The following is a 23,154-nucleotide window of genomic DNA, read 5'->3' as shown; positions in this document are numbered from 1 at the left end:
AACTGGAGATGACAATACAATGGAACGTCCTTTGATCGCAGAAAGATTTCAAACACCTGCTGAAAATTTATTGATGGAAATTGCTACACTGGCCAAAAAAACACCCAATTTGATCGACTTATCCATCGGTGATCCTGATTTGATCACTGATGCAACGATCATCAACGCCGCTTTTGACGATGTCAAGGCCGGTCATACGAAATACACAGCTTCTGATGGCAGTGCTGATTTTATCCAAACGGTTGTTGATTTTTACCAGAAGCAATACAATTTGACCTTCTCACCTAGCCAAGTTCGGGGAACAGTCGGCGCTTTACACGGTATGTATCTAGCGCTGGCGGCAATCTTGAATCCGGGTGACGAAGTGATCATCCATGAACCTTACTTCTCTCCGTATAAACAGCAAGTCGAACTTGCAGGCGGTGTACCAGTCTTTATTCCAACCTACGAGAAAGACGGTTTCCAAATCGATGTGGCAGTATTAGAAGCAGCGATCACAGACAAGACCCGAGGAATCATTATCAATTCACCGAACAATCCAACCGGTGCTGTCTTCTCGCCTGATACATTTAAACAAATTGCTGATGTGGCGATCAAACATGATTTATTGATTCTATCAGATGAAGTCTATGAGGCATTTTGCTTTGACGAAACCTTTGTCCCAATGGCTGTTTTCGCACCAGAACATACCATTACTTTCAGTAGTTTTTCCAAAGCCTTTGCCATGACTGGTTGGCGGATCGGTTATATGATTGCGCCTGAAGCCATCAATCTGACCGCCAAATTGATCAATGAAGCCATCGCATATTCCGCGCCAACGCCTTCGCAACGTGCTGGGATCTATGCCCTTAACCATTATGATGAATTGGTTCCGCAAGTTGTAGCGGTGTTCAAAGAACGGCTGCGCTACATTGAAGAACGCGTGCAACAGATTCCCTTCCTATCCCTCTCTCCTGTCAAAGGCAGCATGTACGCCTTTATCAATATCTCAGGGAGCGGCTTAGATTCTGTTGCTTTTGTAGAGAAATTGCTGCAAGAAACAAGTGTGCTGATGATCCCAGGAAAAGCCTTTGGTGAAACCACCGGTGATACCTATGTCCGCCTCGCGGCAACACAATCATTGGAAGTACTAAAAGAAGCTTTCGATCGGATCGAGACTTGTCAATTCAAATAAAAAATAAGCTTTCCCAACATAAGGGAAAGCTTATTTTTTATTTTTTCGCTTCTTCCACTAACTTCTTCATCGCTTCTGCTTGATAAGCTGCGGTGTATTCAGCGATTTTCGCTTGCTGTTCCGATTCGTCCATTGTCGGATCTGCCATCAAAGCTGCTTGCATTTTTTCTTGTACATATGCTTGTCCTTCAGTTTTCATGGTATCTGCTTGTTCCTTCGCCAAAGACGCTAGTTTTTTGGCTTGATCGACACTCAGCACTTCCCATGCATCAGGTACAGCAAATGTGTTCGTGCGTTCCACATATTCACCGTCGTTATCCGCAATTCCGAATAAAAAGCGATAGACATCATTTTGATAGACCCAGCGAGTTGTATCCGTCGTCAGTTGCGCTGAATCAGCCCCTGTTTCCACAACATTCGTGACTTTATCAGTCCCTGTTTGTTTTGGCTCTTCCTGCGCGCTGTCCGTTTTATACAGATAGACTTTTTCTGTGCCATCACCTAAAGGTTGATAGAGAAGCAAATCAAATGCATCACTGTCGCCACTGGATACCAAAGCAGTTGTTTTCGAAGTGACTTCTTTTTCCATCCCGAAATGATAGGTCAAGTTGGCCATCAAAGCCACAAGACTACCTACAAAAACGACCCCAAGTACTAAAGAAACTGCCGTTTGCCAAGACTTTTTAGCGAAGACATTAAGTAACGCAAAGCCTAGGACACTAAGAACGATCAAAATCAAGATCATTGATTGGCACCTCCTTTAAGCACTTTTAAAGCTGGCTCTTTCTTTTTAAGCGTAAAGGCAAAGAAGAAACCAACCAAACTAAAGGCTGTGGCTACATAAAAGGCTGCATGGTAACCGGATAAAGTTGCCTCGATTGCTTTATCTTTATACGCTAAAGGTGTCGCATCTAATAAACTGTCGCTTGGCAAATTGCCTTTCGTTACATTAGACAATACGCTGATCAAAATTGCTGTTCCGATCGAGCTCGCCACCTGACGGAACGTATTATTGACTGCCGTTCCGTGACTCATCAAGTTAACAGGCAAGGCATTCATCCCAGATGTTGTGACTGGCATCATGACCATTGAAATCCCAAACATCCGAATACAATACAGAATAATAATATGCAAGATTGGGGTATCTTTCGTCAAAAAGGCAAACGGTAAAGTCGCCGCTGTCAAAATGAACATCCCAGTAATGGCCAAACGTTTGGCTCCATATTTATCAAAGATAGCGCCAGTGATTGGCATCATGATCCCCATGATCAATGCACCTGGCAGTAACATCAAGCCAGAATGGAAGGCTGATTCACCACGAATATTTTGAATATATAATGGTAAGACCATTTCTGCGCCGATCATAGCCATATTTGTGACACCAGATAAAATCGAAGCCATCGTAAAGGTATTGGATTTGAAGACCCGCAATTCCAAGAATGGATGCTCGATGTGTAATTGTCGCCATGTAAAGAGGGCAATAAAAATGACACCAGCTGCAAGGAAACCGATCACTTCAACACTGCCCCATCCTTTGTCGCCGACACTTGAAAATCCATAAAGCAAGGTACCAAAACCTACGGTGGACAACAGTGCGGAGAAAATATCGATTTTCGGATGAGATAGTTCGATGACGCTCTTCATCAAAAAGATCGCAAGCACTAAGACAAGAACCACAATTGGAATCACCATACCGAACAGATAACGCCAATCATAATGGTCAATGATCCATCCAGAAAGTGTTGGGCCTAAAGCAGGTGCCAATCCAATCACGATTCCTGACATGCCCATCGCTGAACCACGTTTTTCTGGTGGGAAAATCGACAACATAATGTTTTGCAATAAAGGCATTGAAATCCCAACACCAGCCGCTTGAACTAAGCGACCAATCAATAAAGTAGAAAAATTAGGTGCTGTAAAACAAGCAATAGTTCCCACAAGGAAAATAGTCATTGCGGTCAAATAAAGACTTTTGGAACTAAATTTGTTGATCAACCATGCAGTGATGGGAATCATGATCCCATTCACCAATAAGAAACCAGTTGTCAACCATTGAACATCTGACGCTGTAATATCAAAAGCCTTCATTAAAGTCGGGAAAGCTGTTGTTAGCAACGTTTGGTTCAATACGGTACAGAAAGTACCAATCAGCAAGACCATGACCAACAATGATCGATTGTATGGTTTGCCATATATATCTAAAGGACGACTCGTTGACATATTTCACACTCTTTTCAAATAGTTTTCATAAAGCACTCCTTACTTTAAAACTTTTGGGTTTATTTGTCAACCTACTTGACACAAAAGTAAAACAAGTTACAATATATACAAATACCTTTACAAGAATGGAGTCGATATGTCACATCTATTTCGAAATCTGGTGGAAAACGACAACCTATTGGTAGGCATCAGCGAACTTAGTCAAATGTGCAGCATCTCACCACGACAGTTGCGCTATTGGGAACAAAAAGGCTTTATCGTATCTGTCGCGCAAGAAGAAAATGCGCCGCGAAAATACCGATTGCCTACTGTGATCAAAGTAGAAATGATCAAGCGATTTCTCGATGAAGGCTTCACTTTAGCCAAATCCGTCGAAAAAGCAGACAAAAAAATAAAGATTGCCCATCATATCCGCAAAGTATTTTCTGGTGCTTTGCAAAATCTGGAAGTCATCGATGACCGTTTCACGATCATTAGTTTGGGGCCCGTAGACGAAGACCAACACATTCTGCACATCATCCACGATGATGTCAGCCAAAAACTGCATTATGAATTATTGCCTAAACAAGAATCCTATGATTTTGATAAATTACGGCATTGTACCTCTCATGACACAACCAAAAAGGAAGACCGCTGAAATCGGTGTTCCTTTTTTCGTATGAATTTAATCGAAATCGATCATTGTGCCATGCGCAAAAAGTTGCCCACAGATGTTTTGACGTGCTACCCCTAGCGAAAGCCACATTCTTTGTTGTCTTCTTCGTAAACGTTTATACTTATAGTAGAGGAAAATAGGAAAGCGAGTGAATGTAATGGCAAAAATCAACGCAGCGACGGCAATGATCAACGTATTTGAGGCTTGGGGGATCGATCATATTTACGGTATCCCTGGCGGCTCATTCAATTCAACCATGGATGCTTTGTTCCATGAACGGCAAAGTGTCCAATATATTCAAGTCCGCCATGAAGAAGCAGGCGCATTGGCCGCAGCAGCTGATGCGAAGCTGACTGGCAAAATCGGTGCTGTCTTTGGTTCTGCTGGTCCTGGAGCGACCCATCTGATCAATGGTCTGTATGATGCCCAAATGGACAACGTGCCTGTGGTCGCTTTGCTTGGACAAGTCGCCTCTACCTCTATGAACTATAATGACTTTCAAGAAATGAACGAAAATCCAATGTTTGCGGATGTCAGTATCTACAATCGAACGGTGATGTCCCCAGAAAGCTTGCCCCATGTCGTAGATGAAGCAATCAAAGCGGCGTACAAATTCAGTGGCGTAGCTGTTGTAACCATTCCCGTTGACTTTGGATTCGAAGAAATCGAGGATCTTGATGTTGCCACAGCTGCCAACCACAAAACAGCAGTCTTTCAGCCCACAGATCATGATCTGCGCGCGGCATTGCCCTTCTTTGAACAAGCGAAACAACCTTTGCTCTATATTGGTCAAGGTGTCTTTGGGGATTTTGAAGCGATCAAAGCTTTTTCCGATCATTTCTCCATGCCAGTGGCCGCTTCCGTTTTAGCCAAGGGCATCGTTCCAGACTTATACGAGAACTTCTTAGGCTTCGCAGGCCGGGTTGCGACAAAACCCGCCAATGAAGCGTTAGCTGTTGCCGATCTGATTGTTTTTGTCGGTAGTGATTTTCCATTTGGTCGGCGCTTTTTCAATCCTAAAGCAAAGTTTGTGCAAGTAGATATCGATGCCTCTAAATTTGGCCGCCGACATCATACAGATGTCTCTGTTTTAGGTGATGGCGGCACCGCCTTGAAAAAATGGGTTGAAATAGGACGTGCCCGTCCAGCCGATAAATGGTTGCATGCCAATCAGCAAAACAGTCTAAACTGGCATCGCTGGCGGCATCTATTTGATACCAATAACCAAGTACCATTAAGGCCTGAACCAGTCTACAAAGAAATCAACCGCATCGCCGAAGACGATGCTGTCTTTGTCACCGATGTCGGCAATGTGACGATCCATAGCATTCGACATCTCGAAATGACCGGCCAACAACGCTTTACCACATCTGGCTGGTTTGCAACGATGGGCAATGGCGTACCCGGAGGCATTGCCGCCAAGTTGAGTTATCCAGAGCGACAAGTTTTTACCTTCAGCGGCGATGGTGGTTTTGCTATGCAAATGCAAGATATCATTACCCAAGTCAAATACAATTTACCCATCATCAATGTGGTGTTCTCCAATGATTCTTTTGGCTTCATCGAAGCAGAACAGGAAGATACTGAACAGACTAAATTTGGTGTGGAAATCGCAAGTGCTGATTTTGGCAAAGTTGGTGAAGCATTAGGTGCGAAAGGTTATACCGTGACAGAGAGCTATCAGCTGCCTTCAGTCTTCGAGCAAGCAAAATCCAGTACCAAACCAGTTGTGATCGATGTCAAGATTGCCAATGAACGTCCACTCCCTGTTGAAGAATTACGTTTGGATCCTGAATCATTCACCCCCGAAGAGATCCATGCGTTCAAAGAAAAATATCAAGTGAATGATATGCCCGCATTGAGTGAACTCCTCTCATAATAAAAGACAGCTATACAGATAAAAAAAGAGCCATGATCGATTTCTCTCGATCATGGTTCTTTGCTGTCCAGCTTATTTGTTATAGATTTTTGGTCCCTTACGCATGTTTTTGCGGTCATTTTTTGGAGATTCCATTTTCTTTGAACGGCCGCCACCTTGTTTTTTCTTGATTAATTCGCGCATTTTTTCTTTTTGATCCATTGCTATCACCTCATTTTTTGCACATGACGCACTTACTCATAAAAAGCTGATTACGCTTTATTCGTCTGTTGTATATAAAATTGGGATCGCCTTGCATGGACAGGCTGATCACTTTGTATACCTAGCTTAATTTACTTTGATTTAAAGGATTTGTCAATACTTTTCAGCTAGGCTTCTGTCTAGAAGATTCAGCACACGATCATCAGAAATATTCAAATTTATTTAAATTCTTTAATTTTTCTGATTATTAACGCCTTTTTACTTATAATAGAGATAGGACACCGCTTTCAAAACAACTTCACCACTCCTCGTTCTTTCTTTTTTGGTGCTTGGCAGCGACGTCCAATTTATATGAAAGGAGGTTTGATGCGTGCTCGAAAGCTATGCCCCAGAGCAAATCTATTTTACCGTATTACTCATTTGCGCTTTTTTAGCGGTGGTTTTGCTGATTTTCGGTGATATTTTTGATTTCGATGGTCCGATCGATCCAATGCTGATCATTCCATGGATCGCCTTTCTCAGTTTACTCGGCTACATCGGTGAACAGTGGTTCACCCTATCTTCAATCCATATCTTCCTAGTCAGCAGCGCTTTATCCACCGGTCTCGTTTTTCTGTTAAACTTTTACATCTTAGTCCCACTCCGCCAAGCGGAATCCACATTGTCCAGTTCTGAAAAAAGTTTTGAAGGCCGCGTGGCCACTATATTGACTCCTATCCCTTGTCAAGGTCTAGGCGAGATCCAGTTGTCCAGTGTGACTGGTTCGACCAATCGACCAGCCGCAGCCTTTCAATCCATCGAAGAACCGCTGGCGGCCGGGACAAGTGTTTTGATCATTGAAGTCAAAGACCGGGTCTGTTATGTCGTCCCCTATGTCGACCAACAACTAAAACTTTAAAAGAGGTGGTTCTATGTCAATCCTATACTCAACATTGTTCATACCGATCGCGTTACTATTGTTTATTCTCTTGATGCTGCTGATTGTTTTTGTATCAAAGTACCAAACGGCTAAACCTGACGAAGCGCTGATCATCAGCGGCAGCTACTTAGGCAAGAAAAATGTCCATGCCGATGAGAGCAATAATCGCATCAAGATCGTTCGCGGCGGCGGTGCCTTTGTCCTCCCAGTTTTCCAACGGTCAAATCGCATCAGTTTGTTATCCAGCAAACTTGATGTGTCAACACCTGAAGTCTACACTGAACAAGGTGTACCTGTCATGTGTGATGGGACATCGATCATCAAAATCGGTTCTTCCGTTGAAGAAATTGCCACAGCAGCTGAGCAATTTCTTGGAAAAACGCGAGACGAGTTAGAAAATGAAGCCAGAGAAGTCTTAGAAGGTCATCTTCGCTCGATCCTTGGTTCAATGACCGTTGAAGAAATCTATCAAAATCGGGATAAATTCAGTCAAAGCGTGCAAGAAGTTGCCTCCGTCGATTTGGCAAAAATGGGCTTGATCATCGTTTCTTTCACCATTAAAGAAGTCCGTGACAAAAACGGCTATCTTGACTCATTAGGAAAACCCCGCATCGCCCAAGTCAAACGGGATGCTGAAATAGCAGAAGCCGAAGCATTGAAAGAAACCCGCATCAAAAAAGCCCGTTCTGAACAAGAATCGCAAACTGCCGAGTCAAAGCGTTTGACTGAGATTGCAGAAGCATTGAAAGAAAAAGAATTAAAGTTGGCGTTGTATAAGAAGGAACAAGACATCGCCAAAGCCGATGCTGATCAGGCCTATCACTTGCAAAGTGCTATCATCAAACAGCAAGTAGTGGCGCAAGAGATTGAAGTTCAAGTCATTGAACGGCAAAAACAGATTGAGCTGGAAGAAAAAGAAATTCAGAGGCGTGAGCGCCAATACGACGCAGAAGTCAAAAAGAAAGCTGATGCTGACCGGTATGCTCGTGAACAAGACGCATTAGCCAAAAAAAGTTTGGCCCAAGCCACAACGGAAGCCGAGAAATTCCGCACCGAGTCTATGGCGAAAGCAGAATCAGATAAAATCCGTTTGATTGGATTGGCCGAAGCTGAAACCACCCTAGCCAAAGGAACGGCAGAAGCCGAAACGAAGGAGAAAATCGCAGATGCCTTCAAGAAATATGATGAAGCAGCGATCCTCAGTATGATCGTTGAAATCATGCCTGAACTGGTCAAAGAAGCAGCTGCCCCACTAGCCAATATTGACAAAATATCTGTCGTCGATACTGGCTCAAGTGAAGGCGGCGGTGCCAACCGTATAACCAATTATGCCACCAATCTCTTGGCCTCCAGCCAAGAAACTTTAAAAGAAACAACTGGCTTAGATGTGAAAGCATTGATTGAGAATTTCGCTGGCGCTTCTGAATTTGTGAAAAAGGATTAAACCTATTTTAACCAGCAGCGAAACCATGTATAAGGCATGGATTCGCTGCTGGTCTTTTATTGGATCGTATTGATAAACGCATCCGTACTCAAAATCGTCGCAAATTCATCATGTAGTGTTGCCAAAGTGATTTGGTGGATCTGTTCCGCATCGATCAATTGACCTCGATGATCCATTAAGTCAAAGGCCGCAGTCGCATCGTCCACAAGATACGTCTGATACCCAAGATTGCCGCTCATGCGTGTTGTCGTGGACACACAATGAGGCGTGGTCAACCCAATAATGACGACCTTTTTGATTTGTCTTGTATCTAAGTAGTTTTGCAAATCCGTCCCAATAAATGCACTATTGACCTCTTTTTCGATCACTTTTTCTTCTGGCAAAGCTTCGAAACCCTTCTGTGGTTCAAAGCCCTCATGATGCACATAAAAACGTGATGCTTGATGGGCTGAACGATGGCGGACATGAATGATTTGCCATTCTTTCTGCCGACACAAGTCTAGAATACGCAGCATGTTGGCCTCTGCTTGCGGATTGTTTCTATTCCCCCAGGAAGGGTCTTGAAACGCTTTTTGGACATCTATGATCAATAATGCAGCGAGATCATTCATTGTAATTGCCTCCCTGTGTTTGAATGGATTGAGCATTTTATATATTGTACGCGAAATCTGATGTGAATACTACGAAATGATAGCTGAAAAAGTCTGAATAATGATCCTCTTTTGAGATTCAAAAAAAGCGCGTTCTCAACATTTAGTGAGTGCGCTTTAGAATGAGTGAATTAGATACGATTAGGCCACGTCCCATCCATCTGGTCTGCTGCTCATCATCTAAATATTACTCTCCTAATTCGTTCATAATGGTTTCAACTATATCAACAGATTCTTCAAAATTTATTTCCTGCGCATAGTTGAATGACCTTTGGTACTTCAGCCATAGTTGCTTTTGATAGTTGGATGACCTAATGTCTGCCACTTGCTCTTGCCACTTCTGCAACTCTTCCATGGTATCCCGCTTAACTACTGTATTTTTAAGCGCTACTCGCAGAACATCTAAATCCACCTCGTCTTTTCGTAACTTCCAAAGAGTGAATAGGTCATAACGATCACGAGGTCTTGATGAACCGCTCCCTCTGCTGATCACGGATTCGAGTTTCTCGCCAAACACAGTTTCAAGATTGTAGGAAAGAATCTTGATTTCATCATCCGAAAAGAGCGACTGCACCGAATACTTTATCTCACGAGGCGTAATTTTATCACCAGTCGTCACATCTATGAATACCACCTCACGCAATGTGTCAAAGGCAGCATTGATTTTCACATGAAAACCACCATACTCAGCTTGTTTGCGAATGAGTGAAAGTGAATCGAATTCAAACTGAAATCCTTCTTCCCCCTCTTGTTTTAGTACTTCCTTAAAAATCTCACTGAGGTTATCAGGCGACAATTTCACGCCCTTCAAAGACAGGTCAAGATCCATTGTTGTTCTCTTATCCAGACCAATGATATGGCCAATAAGATAGCCACCTTTAACGATGAAACTATCCTTATATTTGCTTATTGAAATTAATCGCAACACTTGCTCAATCAAATAATTTTGCTGAACTTGTTGTGCCGGTATCCCTCTATCCTTTGCGATATTTTTGATTTTTGTTTTGAAACTATTTGCGTTCGCATACTTCATTCTAACACCTCCAAGTAAGACTGAACTTTTTTTTCTACTTTAAATAACTTAGCATACTTAATCAACTTGGAATAGTTGATTTTCTCTTGGGCTGCATACATCTTAAATGACGGAGCAATTATTTGAACGTCCATTTTATAAACGCCTCGTAGGCTCTCAGTTAAAGTTCTTTCAATATCATAAACACGGACCATCTGTCCCCCAGGCGTTTGTACTTCTACGATTCCTTCTTCATAATTTGAACGGAGAACTATCGGTTTGATACCCACTTCCTTAATCAGTTTGGTATTAGTTCCATAAGGAAAACTCATCACGGGTTCAAATGGAACTGTTAGCGACAAACCATGTAACCAAAGCGCCGTTTCAAGAGAATAGATGCCCTTAGGATAGCGATACTGAAGTGTGTACAACTCATCAACATAAACATCGGGCTTTCGATAAATACCTCTCTCCTCTTTTTCTAGTTCACCAGAATCAAGCTTTCTTCGAATAACAGAGTAAGGTACGCCAGCCTCTCTTATTTGGTTGAATGTAATATAACCTTGATTTTTATCTATTATATCTTCCTTTGCTGACATGAGAACACCTCCTTGTCAAAATTAAAGCTAACATTATTCCTATATGTTAGCACATATTTGCGAAAATTAAAAGCTAACATTCCTCTTGTTTGTTAGCTTATACTTTTTAAGATTTACTTTCATGGTCATATTGCATATGGAGAAGGCAAAATCAAATGAATAAAAAAAGGTCTTGCCACTTCCCGTAGCAAAACCTTCTATTTCTACAACACTATTTTTTTATGAAAAAGTATAGAAAAAGAGATATCCAATTAGGATAAATTGCAAGAACAACTTAGCCCCCAACGAATACATCATGTTATTGAGTAAACATAGTGCTCCTTGATGTTGAGTTTGATGTGATAGTCTGACTAGGACAGGCTGGCATCGTCAGGCTTCCCAGACTAGTTACACACCACAGGAGGCCCAAGGTCAAGCAGCTAATAGATTCGCTGCTTCCGCTTGAAAAACCTGTCTTGGCGTTGGGTAGTCTAATATTTTTTTAGGCAACTGATTCATCCAATTTTCCACACATTTGATGTGCAGCCGATAAACCATTCGCATTTCAGTACCTTTAGAAATAAAACGGCGAATCATACCATTATGTCGTTCATTCGTTCCACGTTCCGATGGCTCCATTCCACAATTTCATTCTTTAATCTCTTCAATCACTTTAGTGATTACCCAATCATCCATATTCTTATCTCGTCGGTACCTAAATGCTGGTATTTCTTCCAAACCGGAAATCTGATACACAGCTAAAAACTTCTTGCCAGCCCATCGCTTGATCTGCTCTGTTGAAAGATTTAATTCTGGTTGATAAGTATCTACAAAAGCTAATGATTCATCGACAGTCAATTTCTCTGTTTCAATGACCTTACTAATGATGCCACGATACTGGACCAGTAAACTTCCTCCTGTTTCAACAAAATAAACCCGATCACCCACTTTTGCCCGACCGCCTAAAGGCACTTTTCGACCTGCAGCACCTCGGATGATCATCGTTTTTTTGTTGTTCAGCAATTTTTCAAGCTCTTTTCCTTCCTTGCTCAGATAAACCAAATGCTCGGCAGCCCCTTCTTTTCCTTGATACCATTGGCTAACTGTCATTATGACATCTCCTTTGTTTTGTCTGAATCCATCAAACTGGTTTCATCTCTATTTTTTTGCTCAACAGGCAGCCACACTTCATAAGTTGTATTTTGAGGATCTGGATCAAGATACACTTCAATATCAGCCGCTTGCCCATATTCATAACCAGAAGACGGCAGCCATTCGGTGATGATTCTTTTTTCAAGTTCTTGAATAGACTCTCCTGTACCTTTTCCCTCAAAGATAGCCCAAATTGATGCGGGAACCTGGTAAGATTCAAAATCTTCTAATGGCGTTATATCACTGGAAACAGCAATATAATACCGCCATTCTTCAAGATGATTACAGACACTAACGCCCAAAACGCCCATCGGTTGTTGATTCATGTAAGTCATTAATGTTGAAAGCGTACCGTCACTGGCAGCTTGTTCCCACATTTTAGGAACTACATTGAAATTCTCTTCAATGTTCTTCGATAAAGGGATTGATCTTCCTACAATTTGAAAAGCTTCTTTTTCTTCAATTCTATATTTCATCTCTTCCGCTCCTTTAATAGATATTTGAAAACGAATAGGCGGAAAAGATTTAAGTGGGACACCTTTCTTTTTGGCCAACGAAGGTGCAATCAGATGAACACTCTGAAACGCACGATTAAAAGATGTAGGTGATGAATAGCCGTATCTCAAAGCAACATCGATCACTTTATCTCCATTTTGCAAATCAATTGCGGCCCTCGTCATCCGCCTACGCCTAATGTATTCGGAAAGTGGCACGCCTGCCATATAGGCAAACATCCTTTGATAGTGAAACGATGAGCAATCAGCGAGTTTGGCTAACGCTTCATAATTTATCTCATCATTCAAATGACCTTCAATATAGTCAATCGTTGTATTTAGTTGTTGAATCCATTCCATTCTCTTCACCCCTTCTCCTTCTAGTCTATATGACATTTTCCGTTATTTCCTCACTAATCATGCAAAATATAGTAAGGTTTTCTAATAAAAATCATACGGACACCTATTTCTATACATCAAGCTTCTTTTGTTCTAAATCATCTTCAAGAATATCGGCTATGAATGTTTCTAAGATTTCAGTGATATCATTTTGCCTAAAAAAAGGAATTTCCAAATAGGGAATCTGGTTCTCATGACACCATTCTCTTTTGACTTCCATGTTTCTAAGTATATTTCTGAAACGCTGTAACTTCACACCCTTCTTAAAATAATGTTGCACACCGTGGTATTCAATAAAGTACCATCGCTCATTGATTTGGAAAGAAATATCGATTAAAAGACTTTTGTCAAACTGATTTTTTAAACCTTTAAAAGCACGTTCTCGATGAACTACAATACCTTTTTTGAGCAAACATTGACATATCAATTGAATTTGCCAGCTAGGTTGGGCATGAACCAATGGGAGCCTTTTATACATTTTCGGGGCATGAATATCGTAAGAGAGATCTTCAATATAGATTTTTTTTTGTGATTCGCCCACTTTGATTCGCGCCATTGTCCCTTTAAAAATACGATGTCTATCTGAATGAAGAATATACCACGTATATACTTTCGGTTGAATGACACCTCGCTGCACAAAAGAGGTACGTACGATATTGAAATTTTCTTCTTTGAAGACTATTTCGTGCATGGCGTCTCCTTTCGTTGGTCTTAACATAACAACAAAACTTTACTTTTTTTCAAAAATCGTGTCTAGTTCAACCTTAAGTTGCTTTTTTTAAATCCTGGAATGGCAACCATTTCGAGTTGTTTATTTTTCATCCGAAGCGCAATCAATTCTGCCTGTTCAGGAGTAATGTTCTCTTTTTCCTTAAACGAACCAGTGGTTTGGACTTGATTGACCCATTTATCAATGGCAGAGACGGTAAGTTCGCAGTCTCAAATAATCTCAACATGTGGCTTTCCTGCAAGATAGAGATCGACGACTTGTTTTTTTGAATTCTTTTAAGTAGGTTCTACGTTGACTTTTGACAAGAAAAATCCTTGCAGGGTGTTTTGATTTATTGTACACAGCTTATTTTTTCTATCTAGTCTAGCGTAACCGCTTCACCGGAGGCAATGAGATTGATGTCAACACTCGACGGGAAAAGATCTATTGATTATGACATTGGTCGTAATCAATCAATTACCCAAATTACTGGCTCCGTTAAGAAAACCTTGAAGCTTTTCAATCGACTCATTTATCTGAATTACAGAAATCCTCGATATAATTTCTTCCTCACTTAAAATCAGAAATTCATTTTTAGCATTATCAAAAGATAACCTAATCTTATCTTTTTCAAGAGTTACTGTATTTTCCTTAGCATTCATATTACCATAATATTCAAATCCTCCAATATAGCATTTAGCAACTAAGATCGGAATACTATACTTATTAGAATTAAATGCCCTCACTCGCCAAACCAAACCAAAAATCGTGCCATCTTCTACATCGATAGCCCCTATATGATTTAATATTTTAGGATAATTGATTACCCATTGTCTCCAATTATCCAGGGTACTAATATCAATAAATTCCTTAGCGTACCACTCTTTCATCCAATCAATATTGATATAACTCTCTAACTTCTCTTTGTATCCTCGTTCGCGGAAGTAACGTTTCCAAGACCAATCACGATAACTATCCTTAACATCCGAATTATTTTTAGGAAAGAAACGGTTAACTCGAATATCCGAATATTTCAACATTTCGGCGATCTCCGTTCTATCTTTAAGCCCATTTTCATCGAACTTATAAAGCATCCAATTAGAATAGTTCTTGAAATTTTCAATATTTCTATCGCTTAATCTCAATAACCAACCAATCGTTCCTTTAAAGTATGGATGCATTTCAGATAAATATATTAGATCTTTCCACTCATTTCCATCCTCTCCTAGTAAGAGCTTAGCCTTGATTACTTCTTCATATTTTTGTTCATCCGACCTTGCGCCAAATGTAATAGAACTTAAATCTCCGTTAGCAAACCAATCTAAGATTCCTTCTGGCCACTCTATCGCTGTTTTAAAAGCTTTTAACGCTGGTCTTGTCACCTCAACATATTTTCTATAGCTTTCTTCAAAATTTGAGGTGATCCTAATCACATTAAATAACTCTTCTATATTAAATGATTCATTATCAACTTGACTTAAATAGCACCAATATGAGAAATATAAATCTAAATCCGCAGTAAAACCATCAATATCTTTATTTGTTAAAATCGTCATGAGTTCATCAAAGCGGATAGACTCAAATCTAGTTGATTGATAGTCTTTTATATCTTCAGATTTAGATTTCAAAAGTTCGATAAAATGGTGAAGTGATGACAGAAAATCTTCATTAACCATACATTTCCAGTTAGCACGGATTTGATTCAGAATTTCATCTGCTGAAGATTCCGTACTTTCTGATGACAATATTCGAACTATAAACAAATTTAAAAAAAAGAATCTTAACATTCGTTTTTCTGTATATGCTGCCTTATCTTCACCATCATACCCAATTCTCCAAAAATAATCTAAAAATTCTGTATCTATCCATTCTTTATATCTATTAGACGATGGGAGTTCAAATAGTTCAGCCTTGAAATTATCCCACTCTGATAATTGTTTTCCTCTCGAATTCATTTTGACATACAATTCTTCTGGTTGACCTAGTTCATCAACATCTAAAAAAGAAAAGGTAATATTTTTCATTTTTCTATAATCTCCACCATCAAGCAGCTGTTCATGAATCTCTTCTAATACAACCAGCATTCCAGAAATTGTTGGATCATAACGCCAAGAGTTAAAAAACCATTTTTGTTTTTGAAAGTATTCAACTGATACTTCATCGGGATTCCAATCCTCTGTAATAAGTGACTCACAAAACTCTCTTGTGTCTGTCCTTGTAGCATAACTAAACTGTTCAAGAATGCTATCATCCACCTTATTTTTTTTAGATAAATATACGCTTAATAACCATAGTGTTGTGATTCGTTGTTGCCCATCTAAAGGGATAAAAGTCTCACCCATTTTTTTCCCATAGACAAAATCCAGATGTAACTTGTTTTGCTTGCCATTAACCACATTAACTAAATTGGCAATAAAATTTTTTCTTTTTTGTGTGGCTTCAAAATTTTTTCTTCCAAAAGCATAGTCTCTTTGAATTGCAGGTATTATCACTTTATCTTTTAGAAGTCCTTTCAGATTCAGCTTTTCTTCACTCTTCAAAATCTAGGTTCTCCCATCCAAAGTAGTTATTTATTGTTTCTCTGATTACTACTTCATATTCTTCTGCGTCTTTTTCCTCCCATGTCAAATTATTCACATTGAGATTCGAATAGTATTTTAAAAATACATTTTTTGTTGTAGGTAACAAATATTTTGACTGGGTCTTATCTACCCTAATAATTTCTTTTAACTTAAGTGGAAATGGCTTATTACCATATCCGCGATTAGTTTCTGCATCTAGTAAACACAAGTTTCCTATGCGATTTGTACTTTCTTCACCCCATGGCTCTGTTTTAGTTAACCCAACTACTTTTTTATAAAATTCATTAAATTGATAAGTGTCATCTATCTTATCCAAAATGTCATAAAAATCTAGTTTTTCAAACATAATAAGGCCAGAATTCTTAATCGCTTCAACCCAAGCTACTCTTTCAGATCTTTTTCTGATTCTATCAAAACCGCTATGAGGAGATATATGCTCCACATCATATTCCCCATTTACATAATCATCAAATCGGAATCTGTTTTTTGTTTGGATGCAAGTAACGATATTAAACAATAATAATATATCTCTCACATCTTTAGATTCATAAGATAAAAACTCGAAATCAATTTTTGGAATTTTATTTTTCACTCTATCATCGTATGTTTTTAAATAACCAATATAGAGTTCTTTAATGATATTTTTCTTAGCATTTGTCAATGATAAATATCCTATTAAATGATAATCTTCATTATCCGAATACCAATCTTCAAATGTCATAAAACATTGTTTTACCATACGCCAAAACTTAGAAACTATATCAGAATTAGAATTGAGATATTTGTTTATTACATTGTAACTATAAAGTTCTTGGTATGAACTTTTGTCCAGTTTATATTCCTGGCTCACATTAATTATATCAGCGACAATATCTAACACGAAATCTATATGAGGTGAATCATCCTGAGGATCCTGTCCTAACCAAGCCCAGAAATTCAATTCTTGAAGTCTCTTTTCAATACGATCCCATTCTTGGGCTATCTCGATAAATTCGTTTTGGTAATTCTCCGTTTTGAAGTTTTGTTCTCTTAATATCAACGCTTTTACGAGCTCTGAATTTGTCAGCGGGATTTTACCTGCATTCAAACCCGTAAATATTTGTTCAACAGTACGATCATCAATTTCTTTTAAAATTTGATATTGAATAAAAAAAGCACCTTTTTCTTTATCTATAAGCTTATCTAACCATTTTTTTGCATTTTTAGTACTGCTATTAGATTTATCAATTAATTCAAAAAAGCTTTTTGCGGTTTCGTAGCATTGATTCATATGATACCAATCTATATTTTCAGCACTGCCAATTGAATCATCAAGGTGATTGTTTAAGAATTCTTCAGTTCTCTCTCTTGTTTGATATTCAATTTGATAGCTTAAATCTTTGGCGGACAATCCTACTGCGCGCAATATAATAAATATAGTAGTGAGCCTTTGTTGTCCATCTACAAGTTCAATTCTGCCATCATCCATTTGTGAAATCACTATTGGCTGTAAGGAATATTTAGCATTTTCATCCCACGTCCATATGTCGTTCATGAGCTGATTCACCTGATTGGAAGTCCATCTATATCCTCGTTGATAAGCAGGTACGTAATAACGATTCCCTGATGCCAACACCTTTTGTATTGGAAGCTCAGTTATTGCATCCTGTTTTTCGAGTTTATAGCGGCCAATATAATTGCCGTTATTATAAATATCAATAGATTCAATTGAATCAATTTTATTTTCAATTTCTATTTTATCTAAATCAACCCTTGTCATGTGATTACGCCCCATTATAATAATTCTAGTTACCCTCTAAACAATTAGCATACAATTAATTCCATATATTTACTATCCCATTTCTAATGACTAAAAACAATAGAAACCCGTAACTCTACCGCCAGAATCATGGGCTTAGCCATCTCATTATATTTCGACCTCAATCTAAATCCCTGATTCGAACTCAACAACCAGCTTTTTCATCAAAGACTATTATTCCTGCAATATCGGTATGATTGGCTTATTGCATCGATACACCTCATTCACGGGGGTGATTACCGCTTGCTGAAGAACATCTTCTCGCATGGCCATCGACTGGCATCCTAATTTCCCTTTTTCCATCCGGCTAACGCTCGCCATACCACCGACTTATAATCCTGATTGTTCCAATGTATTCTCCGATAAATGTCACCAAAATGTGCGCATCTCACAAAACTCGACATGGCATATTTACCGCTGTAAACTCGTTTTTACAATACTTATTAAAGTTGGCCCTGTGCTGTGTCTCAGTTTGAATCGTTCCTTTTTTAATTCGCTGACCGTATGTGATTGTGAATTTGAAATATATAGGTTATGGAATTAACGGAGCTTTGTCTTCGTCAAATATTCCATTATACAAGATTTCATAGTATTGTTTTCCATATAATTCACTACAATACTGTGTTCCCTGATATTCATATGGCGTATAAGGATACTCATTGTTGTTTTTAGTTGTATATTTTGTAACTTCAACATACAAATTCATCACATCACTTTGACTAAAATTTTCTTCAGGGTATACGAAATAATCATATGTCCCATCACCCAATTCACTTTCAAATCCAAAATTTTTAGCACTAATAACATGGTATTTTTTCAATATTTTATATTACTTTAAAACCCTCAAAAACCACATCTCTTTCCACAATGCATAGAACCTATAGACAACCACAAAAAAAAGACACTCCGGCAAATGACCCACAACTCGGGCCAACTACTCGGAATGCCTTATTTACTGCGTTTCTTTATTTTTTTTACTTCTCCGCCCGTGACAGCAACACTACCGTCTCCACATGCGTTGTCTGTGGGAATAAATCAACCGGCTGTACTTGTTTCGTCTCATACCCTTGTTCTGCAAACAAAGCCAAATCACGAGCCAATGTTGCTGGATTACATGAGATATAAATGATGCGTTCTGGTGCAACAGCAGCTGTGGTTTCGATGAATGACGCATCCAATCCTTTACGTGGTGGATCGACGAAGACTACAGTTGGCTGGATACCTTCGCGCAACCATTGCGGCATGATTTTTTCGGCTTTGCCGACGAAATAATGGACATTGTCAACGCCGTTGCGTTTGGCATTGGCTTTGGCATCGTTGACGGCTTCAGGGATCACTTCCATCCCTAAGACTTCACTGACTTGGTCCGCTAAACTAATACCGATCGTTCCGATTCCTGCATAGGCATCGACAACGATATCTTCTGGTTTCAATTGCGCCATTTCAAAGGCTTTTTGATAGAGTACTTCTGTCATTTCAGTATTGACTTGATAAAATGATTTGGCTGAAATTTGGAATGTTTTGCCTAATAATTGGTCTTCGATCGTTTCTTTGCCATACAACACACGGCCAAATTCACCCAAGATGACATTGGTCTTCTCTTCATTGATGTTTTGAATAACGGATACGACTGCTGGGATCTCATCATGAATGACGGTAGCAATTTCTTCGCCTTTGAAGAATTTAGGTTTTCTGGTCACCAAAACAACCATCATTTCACCTGAATGGTGTCCACGGCGGACCACAATGTGGCGTAAAAAGCCTTCATGGGCCTCTTCGTTGTAGGCTTTTACATTGAAACGCTGCAAAATATCTCTGATCGTGATGATTGCTTGATCAATTTGCGGATCTTGGATATAAAAATCTTCGATCGGCACCAATGTATGACTGTTTTTCCGATAAAACCCAGTTGTTAACGCACCATTGATTTTTTGGACTGGGATTTGTGCTTTATTGCGGTAGCCAAATGGCTCTGTCATGCCGATTGGCGCAAGAACAGGTACATCTAATTTGGCGATTTTCGTTAAGACATTTTCCACTTGCTGCTGTTTGAACAGTAGTTGTTTGTCATAACTTAGATGGCTTAGTGGCGCAATCCCTGTGCGCAACAAGGCTTCATTCGGCAGTTCTTGCCGGTCGGGACTTGTTTCAAGAAATTTCATCACTTTCGCGAAGCCGAATTTGTTGCCGACTTTTAAAACTTTAGCGATGACTTTTTCTTTTGGCAATGTATTTTCAATAAATAATAAATAGCCATCCACTTTTGCGATCCCATTTCCTTCATGGGAAAGATCAATGATCTCGACTTCAATTTCCTGATTCTTTTCTACTGGATAATTTTTCATTGTTATCTCCTTTAAGTTTGCTCTCTTCATTGTAAAAAGGTCCTGAAGAAATTGCAAGGGTTGTTTCTGCGACTGCCGTAAAAAAAGCCAGAGCATAACGCTCTGACTTTAGCGGACTGATTGATCAGCCTATTTTTTCTTTTTCTGTGATTTTTCACGTTCGCTCTTGTTCAAGATTTGTTTTCTTAAACGAATGCTTTCAGGTGTTACTTCACAGTACTCATCTTCATTCAAGAATTCCAATGATTCTTCAAGTGAAAGGATTCTTGGTTTCTTGATCACTGACGTTTGGTCTTTGTTTGCTGAACGCACGTTGGTCATTTGTTTTGCTTTGGTAATATTAACAGTTAAGTCGTTATCACGAGAGTTTTCACCGATGATCATGCCTTCATAAACATCTGTACCTGGTTCAACAAAGACAGTTCCACGTTCTTCGATACTCATGATTGAGTACGTAGTTGCTTTACCTGTATCGATCGATACTAGCGCACCATGATGGCGGCCGCCGATTTGTCCTTGGATCATTGGCAAGTATTGGTCAAATGTGTGGTGCATGATGCCGTATCCGCGTGTCATAGATAAGAACTCAGTTGTATACCCAATCAAGCCACGTGCTGGTGCTAAGAAGATGATCCGTACTTGGCCATTGCCAGTGTTGATCATATCTTGCATTTCTGCTTTACGTAAACCTAATGATTCAATGACTGAACCCATGTATTCTTCAGGGGTATCGATTTGTACGCGTTCAAATGGTTCGCATTTGACGCCATCGATTTCTCTTTCGATTACTTCAGGACGAGATACTTGCAATTCGAACCCTTCGCGACGCATGTTTTCGATCAAGATCGACAAATGCAATTCACCACGGCCAGAAACAGTCCATGCATCTGGTCCGATTGGATCAACACGCAATGATACGTCTGTTTGCAATTGTGCCATTAAGCGTTCTTCGATTTTACGTGCTGTCACGAATTTTCCTTCACGACCCGCAAATGGTGAGTTATTTACAATAAAAGTCATTTGCAGCGTTGGTTCATCAATATGCAAGACTGGCAATGAATCTTGTTGATCGATTGGTGTAACTGTTTCACCAACGAAGATATCTTCCATACCAGATACTGCAATCAAGTCGCCGGCTTTGGCTTCTTGGATTTCTAAACGTTTCAAGCCGAAGAAACCAAACAATTTGGTGACACGGAATTTCTTGACTGTGCCATCTAATTTCATCAATGCTACTTGGTCACCGACTTTGATCTTGCCACGGAAGACGCGACCGATACCGATACGGCCAACATAATCATTGTAATCAAGTAATGATACTTGGAATTGTAATGGTTCATCACTATTGTCTACTGGTGCTGGGATATGTTTGATAATTGTATCAAACAATGGCGCCATCGTTTTTTCTTGATCTGCAGGATCATCTGATTCACTTGATGTGCCGTTGATCGCTGAAGCATAGATCACTGGGAAATCCAATTGATCATCATCTGCGCCCAATTCAATAAACAATTCTAATACTTCATCAACCACGTGCTCAGGACGTGCTGAAGGTTTGTCAATTTTATTGACAACCACGATTGGTACTAAATGTTGTTCTAAGGCTTTTTTCAATACGAAACGTGTTTGAGGCATCGTTCCTTCGTACGCATCAACAACCAATACTACACCATCAACCATTTTCATGATCCGCTCTACTTCGCCACCGAAGTCCGCGTGTCCAGGGGTATCCATGATGTTGACTTTTGTACCGTTGTATTCTACAGCTGTGTTCTTGGCTAAAATCGTGATACCGCGTTCTTTTTCGATCGCGTTTGAATCCATCGCACGTTCTTGTAATTGCGTATGGCTATCCAATGTTTGTGATTGTTTCAATAATTCATCAACTAATGTTGTTTTTCCGTGGTCAACGTGGGCAATAATGGCTACGTTACGGATATCATTTCTAAAGTTCAATCTATTTTGCTCCTTCTTTGTTGACATTGCACTCGACAAGCCATTATAACAGAATTTCTTTCTGAAATATAGTGTAAAGTTTTCATTTTTACAGAAAAAAACAGATATTTAGAAAATACCTGTTTTTACCCGCTATTTTGCCTTGATTCCAAAGCGATTTCCTCGTTTTTTGACGCATTAGGCATAGTCAATTATCATTAAAAACTATTGCTTCATCAAAGTCATCAACTCATCGAACGCTTTGGGTGTTCCGCCTACGAATAATTCTCGGCCATTCAGGGACAACGGCTCGCCATTGATATTGGCCATCTTCAAGCCAAGCGTTTCTAATAAGACGCCTCCTGGTGCGTAATCCCATGGTGCCAAATGTGAAATATAGGCGGCTCTCTGTCCTTTGACTAACGCAATCAATTCAAACCCTGCACAACCTGTCATGCGAATACCTAGAGAGCGATCGCTGACTTCGGTTTCATGGTGACGGTTATGGATCAACATCGGAGAGTTCAACCCGACCAAACCTTCTGATAAAGCAATATTTTTTGGCGGATGGATTTCTTTGCCGTTGTTGAACACACCGATCTCAGGTCCGCCCCATAAGAATTCATCTTTCATGACGTTATACACAAAACCGAATCGACCCTGACCATCTTCATAAATCGCGATCATAATACAAAAGTTTTCTTTTTCTAATACGAAATTCATCGTGCCGTCGATTGGATCAATGATAAATACGCGACCACTTAAATCATCTAAGTGATCTAAGCCATTTTCTTCTCCCAAAATTTTCGCGTCAGGGTCATAGGCTTTGATTTGATCGATCAGATAATCTTGGGTTGCTTTGTCCATTTCAGTTACTAGATCTTTGCGTCCTGATTTGGTTTCGACGCGTAAATGTTCTTTAGTCAAACTTTCCTTGATCTGTTCGCCAGCGTCGATCATCCAACCATGTACTGCTTTGACGATATCTTGCATGCTTTTATCGATCCT

21 protein-coding genes and 1 pseudogene are annotated in these 23,154 nt (G+C 39.6%); 5 read left to right on the top strand and 17 right to left on the bottom strand.

Annotation, left to right across the window (positions count from 1 at the left end; translation table 11 throughout):
* Nucleotides 1–19: 19 nt before the first annotated feature.
* Nucleotides 20–1,174, top strand: a complete 1,155-nt coding sequence (locus tag AEQ18_RS13225; protein ID WP_054116805.1) for a pyridoxal phosphate-dependent aminotransferase — start codon at nt 20–22, stop codon at nt 1,172–1,174.
* 37 nt (nt 1,175–1,211) lie between these two features.
* On the opposite strand, the gene AEQ18_RS13220 is transcribed toward AEQ18_RS13225, so the two are convergent.
* The gene (locus AEQ18_RS13220) at nt 1,212–1,919 is read right to left on the bottom strand and encodes a DUF4811 domain-containing protein (RefSeq protein WP_054116804.1); all 708 of its coding nucleotides are present in this window, start codon (nt 1,917–1,919) and stop codon (nt 1,212–1,214) included.
* A complete protein-coding gene (locus AEQ18_RS13215) occupies nt 1,916–3,394 on the bottom strand; it encodes an MDR family MFS transporter (RefSeq protein WP_054116803.1) in 1,479 nt (492 codons plus the stop codon). The genes AEQ18_RS13220 and AEQ18_RS13215 overlap by 4 nt, the downstream gene beginning before the upstream one ends.
* 136 nt (nt 3,395–3,530) lie before the next feature.
* Here AEQ18_RS13215 and AEQ18_RS13210 point away from each other — a divergent pair, with 136 nt between their 5' ends.
* Entirely contained in the window at nt 3,531–4,031 is a 501-nt protein-coding gene (locus AEQ18_RS13210) for a MerR family transcriptional regulator (protein WP_054116802.1), read from the top strand.
* Between the two features lie 175 nt (nt 4,032–4,206).
* The gene (spxB, locus tag AEQ18_RS13205) at nt 4,207–5,928 is read left to right on the top strand and encodes a pyruvate oxidase (protein ID WP_054116801.1); all 1,722 of its coding nucleotides are present in this window, start codon (nt 4,207–4,209) and stop codon (nt 5,926–5,928) included.
* A 72-nt stretch (nt 5,929–6,000) separates the two neighbouring features.
* Here spxB and AEQ18_RS16015 read toward each other — a convergent pair whose 3' ends face one another.
* Nucleotides 6,001–6,129 (bottom strand): hypothetical protein, encoded by a 129-nt coding sequence (locus AEQ18_RS16015; protein WP_054116800.1) that lies wholly within the window; start codon nt 6,127–6,129, stop codon nt 6,001–6,003.
* A 370-nt stretch (nt 6,130–6,499) separates the two neighbouring features.
* Here AEQ18_RS16015 and AEQ18_RS13195 point away from each other — a divergent pair, with 370 nt between their 5' ends.
* Nucleotides 6,500–7,027: an NfeD family protein gene (locus AEQ18_RS13195; RefSeq protein ID WP_054116799.1), complete on the top strand. Its 528-nt coding sequence runs from the start codon at nt 6,500–6,502 to the stop codon at nt 7,025–7,027.
* 13 nt (nt 7,028–7,040) lie between these two features.
* A complete protein-coding gene (locus AEQ18_RS13190) occupies nt 7,041–8,492 on the top strand; it encodes a flotillin family protein (RefSeq protein WP_054116798.1) in 1,452 nt (483 codons plus the stop codon).
* A gap of 56 nt (nt 8,493–8,548) precedes the next feature.
* On the opposite strand, the gene AEQ18_RS13185 is transcribed toward AEQ18_RS13190, so the two are convergent.
* The 14 genes and pseudogenes from AEQ18_RS13185 to AEQ18_RS13125 all read right to left on the bottom strand — a co-directional run bounded on the left by AEQ18_RS13185 (nt 8,549) and on the right by AEQ18_RS13125 (nt 23,139).
* Nucleotides 8,549–9,103, bottom strand: coding sequence for a cysteine hydrolase family protein (locus AEQ18_RS13185; RefSeq protein WP_054116797.1), 555 nt, complete (start codon nt 9,101–9,103; stop codon nt 8,549–8,551).
* A gap of 226 nt (nt 9,104–9,329) precedes the next feature.
* On the bottom strand, nt 9,330–10,175 hold the full coding sequence (locus AEQ18_RS13180) for a nucleotidyl transferase AbiEii/AbiGii toxin family protein (protein WP_054116796.1): 846 nt from the start codon (nt 10,173–10,175) through the stop codon (nt 9,330–9,332).
* A complete protein-coding gene (locus AEQ18_RS13175) occupies nt 10,172–10,753 on the bottom strand; it encodes a type IV toxin-antitoxin system AbiEi family antitoxin domain-containing protein (protein ID WP_054116795.1) in 582 nt (193 codons plus the stop codon). The genes AEQ18_RS13180 and AEQ18_RS13175 overlap by 4 nt, the downstream gene beginning before the upstream one ends.
* Before the next feature lie 411 nt (nt 10,754–11,164).
* Nucleotides 11,165–11,371: a hypothetical protein gene (locus tag AEQ18_RS13170; RefSeq protein WP_054116794.1), complete on the bottom strand. Its 207-nt coding sequence runs from the start codon at nt 11,369–11,371 to the stop codon at nt 11,165–11,167.
* Between the two features lie 9 nt (nt 11,372–11,380).
* Nucleotides 11,381–11,842 carry a hypothetical protein gene (locus tag AEQ18_RS13165; protein WP_054116793.1) on the bottom strand — a complete coding sequence of 154 codons (462 nt, stop codon included), beginning with the start codon at nt 11,840–11,842 and terminating at the stop codon, nt 11,381–11,383.
* Nucleotides 11,842–12,738 carry an AraC family transcriptional regulator gene (locus AEQ18_RS13160; protein ID WP_054116792.1) on the bottom strand — a complete coding sequence of 299 codons (897 nt, stop codon included), beginning with the start codon at nt 12,736–12,738 and terminating at the stop codon, nt 11,842–11,844. The genes AEQ18_RS13165 and AEQ18_RS13160 overlap by 1 nt, the downstream gene beginning before the upstream one ends.
* Before the next feature lie 109 nt (nt 12,739–12,847).
* Complete coding sequence (locus AEQ18_RS13155; protein ID WP_235505542.1) at nt 12,848–13,495, bottom strand: hypothetical protein; 648 nt, start codon at nt 13,493–13,495, stop codon at nt 12,848–12,850.
* A gap of 80 nt (nt 13,496–13,575) precedes the next feature.
* Nucleotides 13,576–13,819, bottom strand: a pseudogene (locus tag AEQ18_RS15830) (transposase); the annotation flags it as partial.
* A 140-nt stretch (nt 13,820–13,959) separates the two neighbouring features.
* Nucleotides 13,960–16,026 carry a DUF262 domain-containing protein gene (locus tag AEQ18_RS13150; RefSeq protein ID WP_054116790.1) on the bottom strand — a complete coding sequence of 689 codons (2,067 nt, stop codon included), beginning with the start codon at nt 16,024–16,026 and terminating at the stop codon, nt 13,960–13,962.
* On the bottom strand, nt 16,016–17,827 hold the full coding sequence (locus AEQ18_RS13145) for a DUF262 domain-containing protein (protein WP_054116789.1): 1,812 nt from the start codon (nt 17,825–17,827) through the stop codon (nt 16,016–16,018). The genes AEQ18_RS13150 and AEQ18_RS13145 overlap by 11 nt, the downstream gene beginning before the upstream one ends.
* Nucleotides 17,828–18,398: 571 nt before the next feature.
* Nucleotides 18,399–18,686 (bottom strand): hypothetical protein, encoded by a 288-nt coding sequence (locus AEQ18_RS13140; protein WP_054116788.1) that lies wholly within the window; start codon nt 18,684–18,686, stop codon nt 18,399–18,401.
* 154 nt (nt 18,687–18,840) lie between these two features.
* Nucleotides 18,841–20,211, bottom strand: coding sequence for a 23S rRNA (uracil(1939)-C(5))-methyltransferase RlmD (rlmD, locus tag AEQ18_RS13135; protein ID WP_054116787.1), 1,371 nt, complete (start codon nt 20,209–20,211; stop codon nt 18,841–18,843).
* 129 nt (nt 20,212–20,340) lie between these two features.
* Nucleotides 20,341–22,167, bottom strand: coding sequence for a translational GTPase TypA (gene typA, locus AEQ18_RS13130; protein WP_054116786.1), 1,827 nt, complete (start codon nt 22,165–22,167; stop codon nt 20,341–20,343).
* A 204-nt stretch (nt 22,168–22,371) separates the two neighbouring features.
* Nucleotides 22,372–23,139, bottom strand: coding sequence for an inositol monophosphatase family protein (locus tag AEQ18_RS13125; protein WP_054116785.1), 768 nt, complete (start codon nt 23,137–23,139; stop codon nt 22,372–22,374).
* Nucleotides 23,140–23,154: the final 15 nt, after the last annotated feature.

The sequence above is a fragment of the Enterococcus sp. RIT-PI-f genome (assembly GCF_001297065.1).
GTDB lineage: Bacteria > Bacillota > Bacilli > Lactobacillales > Enterococcaceae > Enterococcus_D.
Note: the sequence above shows the minus strand (reverse complement) of the source record. Positions and strands in the feature narration are given on the sequence as shown.